The organism is Puniceibacterium confluentis (assembly GCF_007923445.1).
In the GTDB taxonomy this organism is placed as follows: domain Bacteria; phylum Pseudomonadota; class Alphaproteobacteria; order Rhodobacterales; family Rhodobacteraceae; genus Puniceibacterium; species Puniceibacterium confluentis.
This window is the reverse complement of sequence record NZ_VOJI01000016.1, coordinates 1-16032: the sequence shown is the minus strand read 5'-3', so window position 1 is coordinate 16032 and position 16032 is coordinate 1. Positions and strand designations below refer to the sequence as shown.

Genomic DNA, 16032 nt, shown 5'->3' with positions numbered 1-16032 from the left:
TTGATCCTTGGGGAAGATCGGGGTTGCATATCGCACAGCAATACAGCTATAGTGCAGTACAAGCGTAGTGATGCATTTTCAGATTCGTCAACCCAGAGATTTACATGTCCAGCATTCTTCGAGCCGACCCGCCCAGACAGAGTAATTTTCAGGCAGACGACGACCGGCTGTTCGTGCGCGCCGTCGGGCGGGCCATGCAGGTGCTCAGCGCCTTTCATCAGGCCAGCGGACCGCTCAGCCTGTCAGAGATCGCGGCCCGGGCCGAGATTGACCGCTCGGCGGCGCAACGGCTGATCCACACCCTTGCGACCCTGGGCTATATCCGCCGCAGCGCGGATGATCGCGGCTACCTTCCCGGCATCCGGCTGCTTGATCATACGCTGGATTTGCTGCGGCTTGATCCCGTGGTGCAAAAGGCGACGCCGGTGCTGCTCGAACTGCGCAAGACCATCCGCGAACGCGTCGACTTCAGCCTCTATGACGAAACCCGGCTGGTCTATGCCCTGCGGATGCAAAGCAAGCGCGAAACCTTTTACGCCACCCTCGTCGGGCACAGCGTGCCCACGTTCTGCACCGCGGGGGGGCGCGCGGTGCTGGCGGCCCTGCCCGCAGAGGCGGCGCGCGACATCGTGCTGCGCACGACGCTGCACAGCTATACCTCAAAGACCGAAACCGACCCCGACATCATCATGCAGCTTGTCGAATCCGCCCGAACCGACGGCTACGCCGTCGTCATTGATGAATTCGTGCAGGGCGAGGTGGCCATCGGCGTGGCCATCACCCAGCACGACGGTGCCCCGCTCGGGGCGATCCACGTGGCCGGGTCGCTGTCGGAATGGACCCCCGAAGAGTTTGTCCGTCAGGCAGCGCCGGTGGCAACCGAGGCGGCGCGGGCGATCAACGGCAGCCTGTGATCGCGGCGCTCAGCTCAGGGCCTGAAACTCGACCCGGCGGTTTTCATCCGCCCGCGGGTTGTCGGTATTGTAGGGAAAGCGTTCGCCCATGCCGACGGTTTCAAGCCGGGCGGGGTCAATGCCGCATTCCTCGGTGAGATGGCGGGCGACTTCACGGGCACGCAGCACCGACAGCCGTTCGTTATAGGCGTCAGAGCCTGAGGTGTCGGTGTGGCCGACAATGCGGACCAGGTTGATGTCGCTTTGTTTCAGGACCGCGCACATCGTGTCGAGCTTGGGTTTTTCCTCGGCGGCGAGGGCCGCGGAATCGAAGCCGAAGGTGATGTGCAGATTGACCTGGATCTCGGGATCGAGTTGGCCAAACACCAGCGGTTTGCCCGGTTCCGCCGCCGCCTTGATCGGCTGGTTCGGGTCGGTTGCGACCGCTTCGCCGCTGGCGCGCACCGACACGGTCTCGGTTGCAGGTTCGGCGGACACATCCTCGACAGTGACCAGCTTCAGCCCGCGGGTGGCGCCAAGCCCGTTGGTTTCAACCTCGTTGAACACCTGCTTCTGCCGTTCGAACAGCCGGATGAGTTCGTCGACCGACAGCTCCTGCTGGGCGGTGGCGGGACCGGCGGCACAGAGGCCGCTGAGCACTAGGACAATCGGCAGGGTGGGGCGCATGGCGGTCACCTGAATTTAAAAAAGGGTTTGTTGCGAACACCCTCTAGGCTATCATCAAACCAGTTTCAAAACAGCCCTTTTCAGAGTGAATACATGTCCGATCCGTTCACAATCCGCCGCTTCCGGCCCGGTACAGGCTGAGTCGCGCGGCATGTCAGCCCCGACAACCCGTGTGCCGCCGATCCGGCCTGCCGCCCCGTCGTTCCATGGCGCGGGACTGACCCATGCGGGCCTGGTGCGCGAACGCAACGAGGATTCGATCCTGACCGATCCGTCGGGCGCGCTCTGGGCGGTGGCTGACGGCATGGGCGGATACGGACACGGCGATGTCGCCTCGGACATAGTCATCGACCGGCTGTCGCTGGTGGCCGAGGACGGGCTGGCGGGTCAGGTCCTGCGCGCGCGGCTGACCGAAGCGAACCACGCGATACTGGACAAGGTGCGCGAGCCGGGCATGAACCAGATGGGGTCGACCGTGGTGGCGGCGCTGATCCAGAAATCCGTCGCCACCATCGCCTGGGCCGGGGACTGCCGCGCCTACCTGATGCGCGGCGGGGCGCTGCGGCTGCTGACGCGCGATCATACCGTGGTGCAGGAAATGGTCGAACAGGGTCTGCTGCGCGACGGCGACCGCGAACGCCACCCCGAAAGCCATGTGGTCACCCGCGCCATCGGCTTTGAACCGGATGTCGAGATCGAAACCGTGGTGGTGCCGCTGGTGCCGGGCGACCGGCTGATGCTGTGCAGTGACGGGTTGACCGCATGCCTGTCCGACCAGGAGATCGCCGGCACCATGCGCCAGTCCGACAGCCCGCAGGCGCTGTGCAACGCCTTGGTGGTGGCGGCTCTGGACGTCGGCGCGCCCGACAATGTCTCGGTCGTGTCCGTTTTCGCGACCGGGGACTAGGCGATGCGCGAAGGCACGGTGATCGGCCCCATCATCGTTGCCATCGGCCTGGTGGTCGCGGCAATGTCCCTGGCCGTGGTCGGCGCCCTGCTGGAAACCGCCGACGGCAGCACCGAACTGCGGCTGGAACGTGCCGAGGCGGAAACCGGGCAATTGCGCGCCCAGATCGACTCCCTGCGCGCGGAACTGCGCGACGTCCAGGCCGAACTGAAGGCGCTGGCCGAGGATGTGGCTCTGGGTGCCTCGGCCGTGCCTGCGCCGTTGCTGCCGCAGCCATCGGATATCACCGTCACGGCGCCCGACATCACCGGTCAGGACGAAAGCGAGGATCACGAGGGCACCGAGGCGATGACCGAGGTGATGAAGCTGGCCAAGGCCCGGTTCAACACCGGCATCAGCCAGCCGCGCAACCAGGTGATGCTGGAGGTGCTGGGCCATCCGCGATCGAGCTATTCCACCGATTGCCAGTCGGTGACGCAGCCGAAACTGAAGTCGATGCTGGAAACCCGGCAGATCGGGCCGATCCGGGTGACGATGATCAAGCCGGCGCTCGACTCGCTCGAGCGGATCGTCGCCAGGCTCAGGACCAGCGAGCCGGATATCCATGACGCGCTTGGCACCGCCGGGGCGCTGTGTGCCCGGCTGATCCGGGGATCGCGGTCGTCGGTCAGCAACCATTCCTGGGGCACGGCAATCGACGTCAAGCTGCAGGGGCGGCTCGACGGCTTTGGTGATGGCGGCACCCAGTTCGGGCTGCTGCTGCTGGCGGAGCTGTTCAACGAGGAGGGCTGGTACTGGGGGGCCACCTACAGCCGCGAGGATTCGATGCATTTCGAGGTCGGCGTCGAGACGCTGCGCAAATGGCAGGCCGAGGGCAAATTGTAGCGCATGGCAAAAGCTCCGGATCCCACCGCGCTGGACCGCGCCGCCGTTCCGGTTCTGGACCTGCTCGACGATTTCGAGCGCCGCAGCCGCGCCGGAGAAAAGGCCCTGCTGCGCGACGCCGAAACCGCGCTGGCACAGTTCGAACGGGACGCGGTGCGCGGCGGAGCGGCGGCGAACACGGTCAAACCGGCGCGCTATGCGCTTGCCGTGTTGCTGGACCTGCGGGCCCGGCAGCTGGCCGGGGTGTCGCTGGGCACATGGTCGGTGCTGGCGCAGCGCCAGCTGTTCGACGGGCGCGACATGTCTCTGGCGCGGATCCGCGACTTTCGCGACACGGCGGGTCGGCAGGGGGCGGACTATGCAGAGCTGCACAGCTTTCTCGACGCGCTGGTGACCCGTGCCGAGGCGGGCCGCCACGCCCACCGTGCCGTGGCGAGCGGCCATTGGGGCTTGCGGATCGGCGCCTATGTTCTGGTGCTGGCGCTGGTGCTGGCCGGGTATGCCGCCTGGCTGGAGTACCGGTTTCACCAGCGCCTGACGGCGGTGTTCGCGCAAGAGGCGCTGAGCATCGGCCTTGACCGCCCGCAGACCGGCATCGGTCTTGTGCCGCGGCTGGACGACATGCGTGCGGCGGTGGACCGCGTGGCCCTGGCCGCCCGCCGCGCGCCCCTGCGCCGGCTGATCCGCCTGCCGCTGGTGGACGGCGAAACCCGGGCCCGCGCCGCCTATGACGGTGCGGTGCGGCGGCACGTGCCCGCAGTCGTCGCCGCCGGGATCGAAGAGGTGCTGGCGCGTGAAGGTGACGGGCTGATCCTTTATGACGCGCTGCGCGCCTGGTCGGTGCTGACCGGCGACGAGCCCTGGAGCCGCGCCTATCTGACCGGCTGGCTGGAGGACAACGGGCCGCGCGTCGGGTTGCAGGGGCTCGAGGCGCATCTTTTCCCGCTGGACGCCCCCGCCCCGGGGATCACCGCCGCGGACAGCACCGTGATGGATCAGGCCCGCGCCTTTGCCGCCGAGGTGGCGGAACCGGCCCGCGCCTGGTTGGAGCTGTTGCGCTCGGCACGGATGCGCGCCCTGCCGCCCTGGCAGCCGGATCAGGCGGTGCCGGGCATCGGCGAGGTGCTGCTGCGCCGCTCCGGGTTGCCGATCGGCGCGCCCCTGCCGGGGCTGTTCACCGCTCAGGGCTGGAACGAGGCGCGGGATTTTGCCGTGGGCGGGGCGGTGCAACAGGCCCGCGATCTGGCGCCCCGCATCACCGGGCAGGCGCTGCCCGCGCAGAATGGCTCGCCCGATCTGCTGATGGACCGGCTGCACCTGGAAACCATCGCCGCCTGGAAGGCCTGGCTGGCCGACCTTCGGGTGCGCCCCTTTGCGCAGCGCGAAACCGCCATTGTGGTGTCGGGGGCGCTGGGGCAGCCGGAAAATCCGCTGACCCGGCTGCTGCGTCAGGTCTGGTTGCAGGCCGGCGGGGAGGACCGGGGCCGCAGCCACGCCCAGCAGTTGCTGCTGGGGCGCGAATTCGGGGCGATGATCCAATACGTCGAACAGGGCCGCATGGCGGAAATCGCACGGCTGTTTTCCACCCTCAACGTGGCGCTTGGCGCCGTGGACATCAGCCAGAGTCGCGGCAGTCAGCGGCTTATGTCGGTGCAGGACCGGGCGCGGTCGATTGCGGCGCTGAAAAGCGCGCCGCGCATCGTGGTGCAGATCGCAGAGGATGTGCTGGCCCAGTCGGCCCAGCCCGAGACGCAGGGCGCGGCGTCGAATCCGCTGACCCGGGGCTGGCAGCAGGAGGTGTTCCCGCTGTGCCGGGATGTCACCGCCGGGCACTATCCCTTTGCCAACGGTCCGGATGCCGCGCCGGACGATCTTGCGGCCTTGCTGGGACCGCAGGGGGCACTGCGGCTGTTCGTGACCCAGAGCGCGTTGCCGTTTCTGGACACCGAATCCAGCCCGTGGCGCTGGAAGCCCGAGGCGCGCTTTGCCGGCCTGGCACCGGAAAGCGCGGCGTTTCTGGAACGGTCGGTGCAGGTGGCCGAGGGGCTCTACGGCCCGGACGGCACCCTGCGCCATGACCTGACCCTGGCGGCTCTGGCGGAACGTGGCCAGACCATGTTCGCCATCGGCGGGCGGGCCGAACCGGTGCGCGCCACCGGCGCCCCCGCCGCGCTCAGCTGGCCGGGGCCACAGCCGGACGCCGGTGTCGAAGTGTCGTTCCGCGACTCGGCAGACAGCGCCCGCATCCTGCATCCCGGTCCCTGGGGGCTGTTGCGGCTGATGGACGGGCTGCGGCTGCGGCTGCGCGACGACGGCGCCCGGGTGCTGCTCGACCTGCGCACCGAATCGGGCCGGGTCTTTCTGGAAATGGCCTTTCAGGCGGCGTTGAACCCGGTCTCGGTGCGTCCGGCGCTGCAGGGCTTTGCCTGTCCGCCGACCTTGTAACGGAAATTCATGCAGCGAAGGGGAATCCCTGTATACTCCGCAAAGATTGAATCTTTTGATTTTTACAGCACCGCTCTGAAAGAAGGAGCAGCCGAAATGCACTTTGACCGTATTGCCTATTTGATCACACCGCTTCCCGCGTTTGACGATGACGATGCCCTGCTGTTCGCGCATCTTCAGGGTTACGATCAGGTCAGCCGCTGTTTTCGCTACTCGGTGCTGGCGCGCAGTTTCGATCCCAACATCGACGCAATGGATTTGCTGGGACAGCCGGTGACAGTTATCGTCGCCGCCGACCCCGACAACCCGTCTGTTTACCGCTACATCAGCGGCATGGTCGACCAGTTCCGCTTTGAGGGCAATGACGACGAGGACCGGTTCATGTACCGGCTGGTGCTGCGCCCGACGCTCTGGCTGCTGTCAAAGACCACCGACAACCGGATCTTTCAGGAGATGACGGCCACAGACATCATCACCCAGCTGCTGGATGAGCACGGCATCAGCGATTACGAACTGCGCCTGCGCGGCAGCCCGGAAGAGCGGGAATACTGTGTGCAATACGGGGAAACCGATCTGGATTTCCTGCAGCGCCTGATGGAGCATGAAGGCATCTACTACTTCTTCGAATTCGAAAAGCAAAAACACATGCTGATCCTGTCGGATGACCCGACGACCCTGTACGCTGCCGCCGGAGTCGAAAAGCTGCGCTTCGAGCCGAACGCGGTGCCCGGGCGCGATGGCGCCGGAGTCGTGGTCAAGCTGAGCCGCACCGACCGTGTCGTCTCGGGCCTGCATACCCTGACCGACTACAACTTTGAAACACCTTTGGCGGATCTTGTCGCCCGGAACGAACACCTGAAGGGCCACGAAAACGACGGGATGGAGCGTTACAGCTATCCCGGGCGCTACATGAAACAGAGCGTGGGTAATTACCTGGCCGCGATCCGCAATCAGCAGGATCAGGCCCATGCGCATCAGATCTGGGCCGAGTCGACGGCGCCGATGCCGGCTTCGGGGCACAAGTTCGAGCTGTTCGACTACCCCCGCGACCAGGAAAACATCGCATACATGATCCTTGCCGTGGAATACGACATCTGGGATGGCCAGTATTCCGCGCGCGCCGACCCCACCCGCCCCGAAGGCTTTGCCGCAGTCTATCGCATGGTGCCGCTGGATGCCGGCTATTGCCCGCCGGAACTGACCCCGCGGCCGGTGATGAAAGGGCCGCAGACGGCCATCGTCGTCGGCCCGGCCGGAGAAGAGATCTACACCGACACCTATGGCCGCGTGAAGGTACAGTTTTTCTGGGACCGCGAGGGCAAGAAGAACGAGCGTTCGACCTGCTTCATCCGGGTCAGTTCCGTCTGGGCCGGATCGGGCTGGGGTTTCATCCAGATCCCGCGGATCGGGCAAGAGGTGATCGTCGATTTCCTTGACGGCGACCCGGACCGTCCGATCATCACCGGGCGGGTCTACAACGCCGAACAGATGCCGCCCTACGAATTGCCCGCCAACATGACCCAGTCGGGCTGGAAGTCGAACTCGTCCATGGGTGGCGGTGGCTGGAACGAGCTGCGGTTCGAGGATCTGAAAGGGTCGGAAGAGGTCTATTTCCAGGCCGAAAAGGACCACAACGAATGGATCAAGAACAACGAGACCCGCAACGTCGACAATGATTTCGCCGAAACCGTCGGTCATGACGCGAAGCAGGACGTGGTGCACAACCGCGACGAAACCGTCGGCAACCACAAGACCACCGATGTTGGGGTCAACCGGACCGTGTCAATCGGCAATAACGACACCGAAACCGTCGGCAACAACCGCGCGCTCACCGTCGGGGTCAACGAAACCATCGCCATCGGCGCGAATTCGGACGAAACCATCGGCGCGAACCACAGCCAGACCGTGGCACTGACCCAGACGGTCACCGTGGGTGTGGCACGGGTCGATACCGTCGGCGCCGCCGAGACCCGCTCGGTCGGGGCGGCGCAGATGAACACCATCGGCGCTCTGCGCTCGGTCAATGTCGGCGCGACCCAGAGCCACGAGATCGGCCTGTCCGACAGCTGGAAGATCGGCACCAGCCAGGCGGTCGAGGTCGGCCAGGACCAGGGCAGCAAGATTGCCAGGAACTACAGTCTTGAGATTGGCGAGGAAAGTGTCACCAAGGTCGGCAAGAACATGTCGTTCACCATCGGTGAAAACCTGAACGTCGAATCCGGCAAGAATATCGTGGTCAAGGCCGTGGACAGCATCACCTTTACCTGCGGCGATTCCAACATTCAGATGAAGAAGGACGGCACCATCGTGATTTCCGGCAAGGACATCTCGATCACCGGCAAGGGCAAGATCAACGTCAAGGCCAGCAGCGACATCACCATGAAGGGCAGCAAGATCAACCAGAACTGATCCGCGCCAGCCGGGGCAGCTGCACCTCCGGGTCCGCGGGTGCCACGCCGGACCACCACAGCGACGGCAGGGGAACCGCGTCGGCCCCCGGGGCCGGGTCGGCGATCTGTGACACCGCGGCAAACAGCGCATCCGGCGCGACCGGCTGTTCCACCGCCCGGATCAGATGCGGCCAGACGGCATCGGCCCAGGCATCCGCCGCGCCCTGGCCCGCGCCGCCGTGGGCGACGCTGGCGACCAGCGGATAGGGCCGCCCGACAGCATCGCCGCTGGGTTCGATCAACAGCAGGAATGCACCCCGCGCGGTGCCCAGCAGCGCGCGCACGCCGCCCTCGGGCCAGGCCGCAGGGTCCCGCACCAGTGCCGAAAAATGCAGCGTCAGCCAGCGATCCAGCACCGGCTGCAACCCGGCCGCCAGCCCGCGGGCCACAAAGTCCCCGGCTCCGGGCAGCTTGCCAAACAGCCCCGTGCCCACGGCCCCTAAAACCCGCGCGGGCAGTTGAAGCCCGAGAACATCGTCAGGTCGAACGGGTTTTCCACCGAATTGGCCCGCAGGTTGAAGCTGGCGGAAAAGCTGCCGGCGGCCAGGCTGAGCGAAAACACTTCCGGCAGTGCGGTCTTGGTCAGCCGCCCCTTGCGGACCAGCCGCAGGATCGCCCAGCTGCCGGTTTCCGACGTGACCAGTTCCGACGTGCCGTTTACCGGCGCAAAGCTGAGGGTGATCATGTTGGTGCCGTCCGGTCCCGGCCAGGTCATCGGCGCGGGCCGGGCCGCGGCGTTGAAATAACTCAGCACCTGACCGTCGACGTTCAGGGTCACCCGCGACGCATTGCCCGACAGATCCGTCGGTTCGAGAGAAAACGCCAGCACCGGCCCCGCGCCGCCGGGGAACAGGGCATCGCGCATGGCACGGGCATTCTCGAACGGTTGCAGCAGTTTGGCGTCCAGACCAAAATCGGCGCGCCAGCGCCAGGGCCGCACGGTATTGTCGATGTAGGGTTGCAGGTGATCGTTGATATAGCTGTCCACCAACCCGCCGCGCCCGAACAGCCGGGCAAAGTCCAGCGTGTTCACGTCGATGGCGCTGGACTGGTCAAACGGATATCTGCCCGAGGTGGCCGAGATGCAGAACGGCAGCACATCGGCGCGCCAGCGGGCGTTCAGCTGGGCAATCACCGCCTCGCGCGTGACGCTGATCGTGTCACCGGCGATGCCGGCAATCCATTTGTCGATCGGGTCGGGCAGGCTGGCAGCCTCGTTGGCAATCGCCCCGGTCAGCTGAGGCAGGCCACCGCGCGCCAGCAGCGCCGCCTGCGGGTCGGGACTGGCCGCGACGGTCTGCAACTCGTTGGAAAGCGCGGTCAGCGCCGCAACCGCGTCGTCCAGCGACGGTGGCGTGCCGTCCACCTCCTGCACCGTGCCGCGGATCGGCGCGAAGTGATCCGACACCGGCGTGCCCGGCGGCAGCGGCGGCGGTCCGCCATCCGATGCCTTGGCGATCTTGGCGCCGGTCTTGACCAGCTTGCCGAGCTTGCCCAGTTTCGACACCGCCTTCAGCGCCCCCTTTTCCACCGCCGGGTTGCCGCCGCCCTCTTCGTCGATGCGGGCCAAATGGGTTTCGAACACCACCGATTCCAGCAGCCGTTTCAGCGCGCTGTCCGCCGAGGCAAGATCCTTGAGGTTCTGCCGCGCCTGCACCAGATCCCCGATCGGCGTCAGCCGGATGTCGCGCAGGAACCCGTCCCACTGGGCAATGAAATCGTCGTAATAGAGCTTCTGGATATCGGTCTCGAGCGTGTCGACCGAGGCCTCGGCGCTTTCCGAACAGCCCCCGGCGAACACCGCGCGGTCCAGCGTCGCCTGCGCCGCCACTTCGGGCACCAGCGGCAATACGGCGCCGTGGAATCCGTCATAGGTAAAGGCCCCCGGCAAGCCGATGCGCAGGGTCTTTTCCGACAGCCGGGTCAGCACACGCGCGCCGTTCGGACCGGTTTTTTCCGCCGGAATCCAGTCGGGCAGCCGTGTCACCGCAGGATCGGACCGCAGGGTGCGGTAGGCGCGCACCGCAAGCGGAATGGTGCAGATGCTTTCCAGAGCGGTCGACACCAGCGCCGGGTCGGGGCCGATCTTGTCCTCTTCGCCCGCCATGCGGATCAGCGCCGCCAGCTGGTGGTCGACGGATTCGTCGGTCGGAAACGGGTCGATGGGTGCAAATTCCGGCAGCACCGTCTGCCACCAGACACCCAGAAAGGCGGCATCGTAAGGCGCCTGCCCGGTCAGCATCTGATAAGCCTTGAGCGCGCCCAACAGGAATTCCGGGTCCCGCGAATGCCGCCACATCGTTGCCTCGAGCAGCGCCACCATCCGCGGTTCCAGGATGTTGCGCAGGGTGTGGTCATAGGCAATGCGGTTCACCTGCGCCAGTTCGGGCTGGGCTGTCGGGCCCAGCAGGGTCAGCGCGCCGCCGTCGACAAAGCTCGCCGCGTTCACCGTCTCGTTCGCCGCATCCAGCGCCAGGTTCAGGTCCAGCGGGTCGGTCGGTGCCTGGCGTGCCGCGACATTGGCCAGCCGCGCCGACAGGTTGGTCAACTGCCGCTCCTGCTCTCCGAGCGCGCCGTTGTAGCGCATGTAGGAAAACAGGAACAGCGTCGCCAGAACCGCCACGGCCAATGTCGCCCCGGCCAGGGTGCCGCGCCAGATCCAGCGGCGGCGCTCTTCGGCGCGGGGGTCGAAACGCCCGAGACCGGCCTCGGGAAAGATCAGCTCGCTCAGCAGGTTGCGCAGAAAAAAGCTGCGGGTGTTGCCGTGCGCCCGGCGTTCCGGCATCGGCGCGCGCAGCCCGAGCGACGCGGCGATCCCGCTCACCATCCGGTCGATGGGCGAGCCCTCCTGCGTCGCCGAGGTGAAATAGACACCGCGCATCCAGGGACTGTCCTCGTAACGGCTTTCGCCGAAGACCGCCTCGATCAGCACCTTGAGCGGCGCGGTCAGCTGGTCCAGCTGAGCGGGGAACCGAAAGATTTCGGCGCGCTGCGACAGCGGCACGTCCTCGGCAATGCGGGCGGTCATCCGCGCCTCGAGCGCCTCTTGCATCACCCGCATTTCACGTTCCACCGTCACCCCGTCGACCCGGTCGGCGGTGCCCAGTGTCGCCCCCCAGACCTGTTCGCGGTCGCGCGCGTTCAGGTCGCCGAAGAACGCTTCGAATCCCGGCACCAGATCGGCCTTGGTGATCATCAGGTAGACCGGCAGCTTCAGCCCGGTCTCTTCGCGCAGTTCGGCCAGCCGCTTGCGGATCTCGCGGCCATGTTCGCGGATCGAAATGTCGTCGCCGGCCAGTTCCTGCACCGACAAGGTCAGGATCACGCCGTTCAGCGCACGGCGCCCGCGATGGCGCACCAGCAGGTTGATGAACCCTTTCCATTCGGCGGCATCCACCTCGGGGTCGCTTTGCTGCTGCACATAGCGCCCGGCGGTGTCGATCAGCACCGCGTCTTCGGTAAAGAACCAGTCGCAGTTGCGGGTGCCGCCAATCCCCTTGAGATCATCCGACAGGTCAATCGGAAAGTGCAGCCCCGACTGGCGCAGCGCCGTGGTCTTGCCGGTGCCCGGCGGGCCGATGATCACATACCACGGCATGTCGCGCAGAAACTTGCGCCCGCCGAGTTTCGAGCGCTTCATCTGCTCCATCACGCCCTGGAACTTGCCCTGTACCTCGGCCAGGTTCTCGTCCCCCGGCTGGGCCAGCATCTCGGGCGCGGGAGCCGCCAGTTCGGCGACAAAGGCGCGGTTGGCGCGGGCCGAGCGCAGGGCGCGGATCAGCATCGACAGCAGCCACAGGATGATGATCACCCCGATCACCACGATCCGGGTCAGATCGCCGGCCAGCGGCTGCGCATCACCAAAGCTGATCAGCGGACCATAGAACCAGATCAGCACGCACAGGATGGTGATGCCGATCAGGGTCCACAGGAACCGGGAAAACAGAAACCCGAGGATCTTTTTCAGCACCGACATCGCCTAGACCTTTTTCTGCAGGATGATTTCAACCCGCCGGTTGCGGGCGCGCCCGGATTTGGTGCCGTTGTCGGCAATCGGTTCGCTTGCGGCCTTGCCTTCCGAAGTGACGAGCCCGGGCGGCACCCCGGCCGCGACCAGGGCCTCGGCGATGCGTTTGGCCCGCGCCTCGCTCAGCCCCTGGTTCGAGCGGAACGGGTTCGACGTCTGCACCGGGATGCTGTCGGTATGGCCGACCACCCGGACCGAGCCGATGAATTCGGCATTGTCGCGGATGACCGTGGCGATGCTGGTGATCAGCGTGTCATAGCCGCCGTTCAGATCCGCCTTGGACGAGCGGAACACCTCGGGGTCGGTGGCCTGCACCACCACAACGGCAATCGACACATCTTCGCGCCCGGTCAGCGCCTTGGCGGTCGCCTTCGGGGCGGCCTCGCCGAACAGCGGCAGCAGTTCGAACACCAGCGGATCGGCACTCAGAAGCGGCTTTTGCACGGAATCGATGACCGGGCGGAATATATCGGCGCGTTCCGGCGGCGGCAGCACCCCGGCTAGGGTGAACAACTGTTCCCCCCGGTTCGACAGCTGGATCGACAGCGCCACATAGACCGCCCCGATCAGCGCCAGCGCCATCAGCCCGATCGACCACAGCGGCACGACAAAGCCGCGTTTGTCATCCGCCGCCTCGACGCCCTTCCAGTTTGGCGCCAGCGCGGCGTCGGCAGCGTCGCGGTCCCGCAGCAGCCGGTTCATCTGCACCCGCAACTGGGCGATCGCGGCTTCTCCGGCACCGGGGTCCAGCCGGTATTTGCCGCGAAATCCCAGTGACAGGCACAGGAACACCAGTTGAAGCAGTTGCGGGTCGCGCTCGGGAAAGCGGATCAGATCCTCGGCCAGGTCAAAGAACCGCTCGCCCGCGTCGACATTGCCGTACATCGACACCACAAGCGGCATCCGCGGCCAGCCCGAATGTCCGCCCCAGGGGGTGTTCAGGGCAATGTCGTCCAGCAAGGCCGCGACAAACCACGCCCCCTGATCGGCACGGCTGAGCGGCACGCCGGCCGAGACCGCCGAATCCCGCGCGTGTGTCAGGGAATCCAGCAGCCGGGTGCGCAGCACATCGGGATTTTCCGGCGCGGTGGCGCGTTCCAGTTCCGGCGCCATGCCCAGCAGCGCCGCATAGGCGTTGAGCAGCGGGTTGTCGCTGGCCCGGGTGGTGCGCACAGGGGCCGTTGTGGCCGCGCCGGGCTGCTGCCGGGGGGCCTGCGCCGCGCGGCGCACCGGCCGGATGCGGGTGCGTCCGGCGTCGTTTTCCAGGCCAAAGGGATCGTCTCCGTTCATGCTCTCACCGGCTCACTGCGTAGCAGTCGATCTGCGGTTCCCGTTCCAGTTTACCCGCCACCCCCAGAACAAACCCGGGGGCATCCGCCAGCGCCGCCCAGTGTTCCGAGGTGCGGTCCAGCTCCAGGCACAGGCGGTCACCGTCATAGGGAATTTCGCGCGGCTGGCTGTTCAGCGGTTTCAACGGAATGCCGGTCAGCCGCGACTTCCACAGCGCGTCAAAGGCATCTGCCGCCCCCACGGTGGCCTGATCGACAAAGATCTTGCGCAACAGCTTTTCCGACATGTCACCGCCGATGCGCAGCACAATGCGGCTGCTGGCGATGATCTCGGGGTTGTCGATGCGCACGGTCCAGATGTTTTCCGCGTGGCGCGACACCCGCAGCGCCCGGCTCTTGGGTTCGACATGGCGCAGCGACAGCACCAGCGAGCGCAGCGTGTCGGCCAGCGTCTGAAAGCTCAGCTGCGGATCGGCATGGTCATAGTCGGGCAGATCCCCCAACCGCCGCGCCGAAGCGCCAAAGGTCGCCATCCGTCCCGCCAGCCCGGCGAGTTCCTGATACAGGGCCGAGGGGTGGTCATTGCTCTGCGCCGCCATGTGCGCCAGACGCGGGCGCGCGGCGTTGGCCAGTTCCAGGATCAGCAGGTTTTCCATCGACGCCCCGGTCCCGCCCAGCACCATCGCGCCATGCGCGTCCGCGATCCGGTCGATTCCGGTCACCAGCTCCTTGAGCAGCTGCCCGTACCAGTCGACCGCACCGATGTTCAGCGCCGGGGCCAGGAACCCCGGATCCAGCGCCACGGCTCCTTCGGCGCTCAGACCTTCGATCCGCGCGATCGGCAGGGTGGTGTAACCCGCCAGCTCATCCCCGGGCAGCAGCAGTTTCGGCGCCAGGGCCGCGACTTCGATCTCGGTCGGCTCGGCGCCGCCACGGATGGCGTCGCGCACCTCGATCACCGTGCCGCGATAGCGGGTGCCCGAGGCCTTGGCATGGGCCGGGTCGATCTGCGCCGCACCGGCCGCGGCGGTCGGCAGCGCCAGATGGACCAGCCCGGCGCCGGATTTCGCCGTTACCGGCACCGAAGCGACCGCCGCCGTGTCCCCCGGCACCGAAAAGAACGTCCCGTCCGGCAGCACCCCTTCGGCCAGCGCCAGCGCCACCTGCCCCTCGTCCAGCGCGGTGGTGTCCAGCTTCAGCGCGGTAAAGCCAAAGCTGTGCCGTGGCAGCGCGCCAAGCAATTGACGCATCAGCCAGTCGGTGTGCCGGTCCTGCTGTTGCAGATGCTGGGTCCGAAGGAAAAGCCCCTCGGACCAGACCACCTTGTTCCTGTCGGTCATACCTGTCCTTCTGACAATGGCTCAGGCGGTGGCAAGCGACAGACCGCCCGCACCGACCGAGATGATGAGGCCCTGGCTGGCGCCGGGGGCGGGAATCTTGCTGCGCACGGTGCGTCCGGTCGGGTTGATGAACCCGCCGACCACGCCGATGACGCTGGTACCGGCCTGGACCGGAATCGCGACCGTGGCGGACCCGCCGGGCGCCAGCACCAGCTGGTCTGCCTTGATCAGGTCGCCACCCAGCGCCGAGGCCGGATCCTGCAGTGCAAAATAATCGGCGGAATCAAACGCGCCCGAGCCCGAAAGCTGCAGGATGCTCAGCGTGACCGGCCGGTCGCTGCCGTCCGGGCCGGGGTTCATGCGCGCCCCGGCCTGGGCGCGCACGCTCAGTACCGAGGGCGGGGTCTCTTCGACACAGCCCGTCAGGATCAGCCCGGCACCTGCGGCGCTGGTCAGCAAAAAAGTACGGCGTGGTATGAACATCGCTTCAACTCCCCTTGTTTTCATAGGCGTCTCTGAAATCGCCCCCGACATCGCCCAGAAACTGCTGTTCCGCCGACCGGGCGATGTCGCGGTAGCGGTCTTCGTAGATCTGCCACAGCTTGGCCTTGCGCCCCCCCGCCGCAAGCGCCTCGAGCACTCCGACGTCGGCCATCTCCTTCTCGATTTCGGCGGGGTCGAATTTGTCCACCATGCGGCGCAGCGCGATCTGCAGCGCGCTCCAGGTGCGGACCTGATGGTCGGCAAGATCGCGGAACGCGGCCGGAACCGCCGCGTCCGGGGCCAGATACCCGCGTCCGCGCGGATGGATCAGCGCCGTCAGCGCATCCTCGGGGGTGGCCAGAAACTTCAGCGGGTTCACATCGGCGCTGGCGATGATGGTCTGGGCCACACGCACCTTCTGTTTTTCCTGCGCCCGGGTGCGCAGCAGCAGCATGACGCCTTCGACCAGATCGTGCATGCAGCGGCCCAGATGCGCCATTTCGGCTGCCGGATCCTCGGCGCGGGGCACGCTGGCCGGGTCCAGCCCCATGCCGCGCAGCAGGGCGTCGCGCAAATCGTCCCCCGGCCGGGCGGTCGGTGCGGGCCGCGACGGCGCGGCGGCCGTC

At 66.6% G+C, this 16032-nt stretch carries 12 protein-coding genes; 5 read left to right on the top strand and 7 right to left on the bottom strand.

The genetic code is table 11. The features are described from left to right. The first annotated feature begins 104 nt into the window (after positions 1-104). Complete coding sequence (locus FOY53_RS16695; protein WP_146590960.1) at positions 105-914, top strand: IclR family transcriptional regulator; 810 nt, start codon at positions 105-107, stop codon at positions 912-914. 9 nt (positions 915-923) lie between these two features. On the opposite strand, the gene FOY53_RS16690 is transcribed toward FOY53_RS16695, so the two are convergent. Beyond that, positions 924-1580: an OmpA family protein gene (locus FOY53_RS16690; RefSeq protein ID WP_146590958.1), complete on the bottom strand. Its 657-nt coding sequence runs from the start codon at positions 1578-1580 to the stop codon at positions 924-926. Between the two features lie 151 nt (positions 1581-1731). Here FOY53_RS16690 and FOY53_RS16685 point away from each other — a divergent pair, with 151 nt between their 5' ends. The 4 genes from FOY53_RS16685 (at position 1732) to FOY53_RS16670 (ending at position 8226) form a co-directional block, all read left to right on the top strand. Further along, positions 1732-2487, top strand: a complete 756-nt coding sequence (locus FOY53_RS16685) for a PP2C family protein-serine/threonine phosphatase (protein ID WP_146590956.1) — start codon at positions 1732-1734, stop codon at positions 2485-2487. A 3-nt stretch (positions 2488-2490) separates the two neighbouring features. Next, the gene (locus FOY53_RS16680) at positions 2491-3372 is read left to right on the top strand and encodes a M15 family metallopeptidase (RefSeq protein WP_146590954.1); all 882 of its coding nucleotides are present in this window, start codon (positions 2491-2493) and stop codon (positions 3370-3372) included. 3 nt (positions 3373-3375) lie between these two features. Continuing rightward, positions 3376-5817 (top strand): ImcF-related family protein, encoded by a 2442-nt coding sequence (locus FOY53_RS16675; RefSeq protein ID WP_146590952.1) that lies wholly within the window; start codon positions 3376-3378, stop codon positions 5815-5817. 96 nt (positions 5818-5913) lie between these two features. Beyond that, entirely contained in the window at positions 5914-8226 is a 2313-nt protein-coding gene (locus FOY53_RS16670; RefSeq protein WP_146590950.1) for a type VI secretion system Vgr family protein, read from the top strand. Here the strand turns inward: FOY53_RS16670 and tagF are convergent. From tagF to tagH, 6 genes are all read right to left on the bottom strand, one after another. Beyond that, a complete protein-coding gene (gene tagF, locus FOY53_RS16665; protein WP_186766643.1) occupies positions 8213-8701 on the bottom strand; it encodes a type VI secretion system-associated protein TagF in 489 nt (162 codons plus the stop codon). The genes FOY53_RS16670 and tagF overlap by 14 nt on opposite strands. A 5-nt stretch (positions 8702-8706) precedes the next feature. Further along, positions 8707-12243 (bottom strand): type VI secretion system membrane subunit TssM, encoded by a 3537-nt coding sequence (gene tssM / locus FOY53_RS16660; protein ID WP_146590945.1) that lies wholly within the window; start codon positions 12241-12243, stop codon positions 8707-8709. 3 nt (positions 12244-12246) lie between these two features. Then, positions 12247-13584, bottom strand: coding sequence for a type IVB secretion system protein IcmH/DotU (icmH, locus tag FOY53_RS16655; protein ID WP_146590943.1), 1338 nt, complete (start codon positions 13582-13584; stop codon positions 12247-12249). A gap of 4 nt (positions 13585-13588) precedes the next feature. Further along, a complete protein-coding gene (gene tssK, locus FOY53_RS16650; RefSeq protein ID WP_146590941.1) occupies positions 13589-14923 on the bottom strand; it encodes a type VI secretion system baseplate subunit TssK in 1335 nt (444 codons plus the stop codon). A 21-nt stretch (positions 14924-14944) separates the two neighbouring features. Continuing rightward, positions 14945-15406: a type VI secretion system lipoprotein TssJ gene (tssJ, locus tag FOY53_RS16645; RefSeq protein ID WP_146590939.1), complete on the bottom strand. Its 462-nt coding sequence runs from the start codon at positions 15404-15406 to the stop codon at positions 14945-14947. A gap of 4 nt (positions 15407-15410) precedes the next feature. Further along, positions 15411-16032: type VI secretion system-associated FHA domain protein TagH (tagH, locus tag FOY53_RS16640; protein WP_146590937.1), on the bottom strand; the 622-nt coding region annotated here is incomplete at its 5' end.

Bases quoted from the DNA above. Each gene is read 5' to 3' on its own strand.
- FOY53_RS16695 (WP_146590960.1), top strand. From the start codon at position 105: ATGTCCAGCATTCTTCGAGCCGACCCGCCCAGACAGAGTAATTTTCAG.
- FOY53_RS16690 (WP_146590958.1), bottom strand. From the start codon at position 1,580: ATGCGCCCCACCCTGCCGATTGTCCTAGTGCTCAGCGGCCTCTGTGCC.
- FOY53_RS16685 (WP_146590956.1), top strand. From the start codon at position 1,732: ATGTCAGCCCCGACAACCCGTGTGCCGCCGATCCGGCCTGCCGCCCCG.
- FOY53_RS16680 (WP_146590954.1), top strand. From the start codon at position 2,491: ATGCGCGAAGGCACGGTGATCGGCCCCATCATCGTTGCCATCGGCCTG.
- FOY53_RS16675 (WP_146590952.1), top strand. From the start codon at position 3,376: ATGGCAAAAGCTCCGGATCCCACCGCGCTGGACCGCGCCGCCGTTCCG.
- FOY53_RS16670 (WP_146590950.1), top strand. From the start codon at position 5,914: ATGCACTTTGACCGTATTGCCTATTTGATCACACCGCTTCCCGCGTTT.
- tssM (WP_146590945.1), bottom strand. From the start codon at position 12,243: ATGTCGGTGCTGAAAAAGATCCTCGGGTTTCTGTTTTCCCGGTTCCTG.
- icmH (WP_146590943.1), bottom strand. From the start codon at position 13,584: ATGAACGGAGACGATCCCTTTGGCCTGGAAAACGACGCCGGACGCACC.
- tssK (WP_146590941.1), bottom strand. From the start codon at position 14,923: ATGACCGACAGGAACAAGGTGGTCTGGTCCGAGGGGCTTTTCCTTCGG.
- tssJ (WP_146590939.1), bottom strand. From the start codon at position 15,406: ATGTTCATACCACGCCGTACTTTTTTGCTGACCAGCGCCGCAGGTGCC.